At 59.5% G+C, this 247-nt stretch carries 1 protein-coding gene; it reads left to right on the top strand.

Going from position 1 to position 247, the window contains the following annotated elements:
- Positions 1-247: serine hydrolase (locus AC3XQU_RS24515; RefSeq protein ID WP_489876714.1), on the top strand; the 247-nt coding region annotated here is incomplete at both ends.

Below are 247 nucleotides of genomic sequence, written 5' to 3'. Positions count from 1 at the left end.
AGCGACGGCCGTCATCATCCAGCTGAAGTCAAGGCTGGGCGAATGGTCCTCGGCCGAAGGCGTCCGCAGCCTTGAAACCCAGGAACCCGTGCAGTTGAGCGACCAGACCCATATCGGCGACATCACCACCACCATGGTGGCGGTGTCCGTCATGAAGCTGGTGGAGGAAGGAAAAGTCCAGCTGGATGACCCTATCCAGAAGTACCTGCCGGACTTCGAGAACATCATCAAGCCGCCTGGACCCATC

The organism is Telluria sp. AZSoR62 (assembly GCF_058111565.1).
The sequence above is the reverse complement of the archived record's forward strand: the minus strand, read 5'-3'. Positions and strand labels throughout refer to the sequence as shown.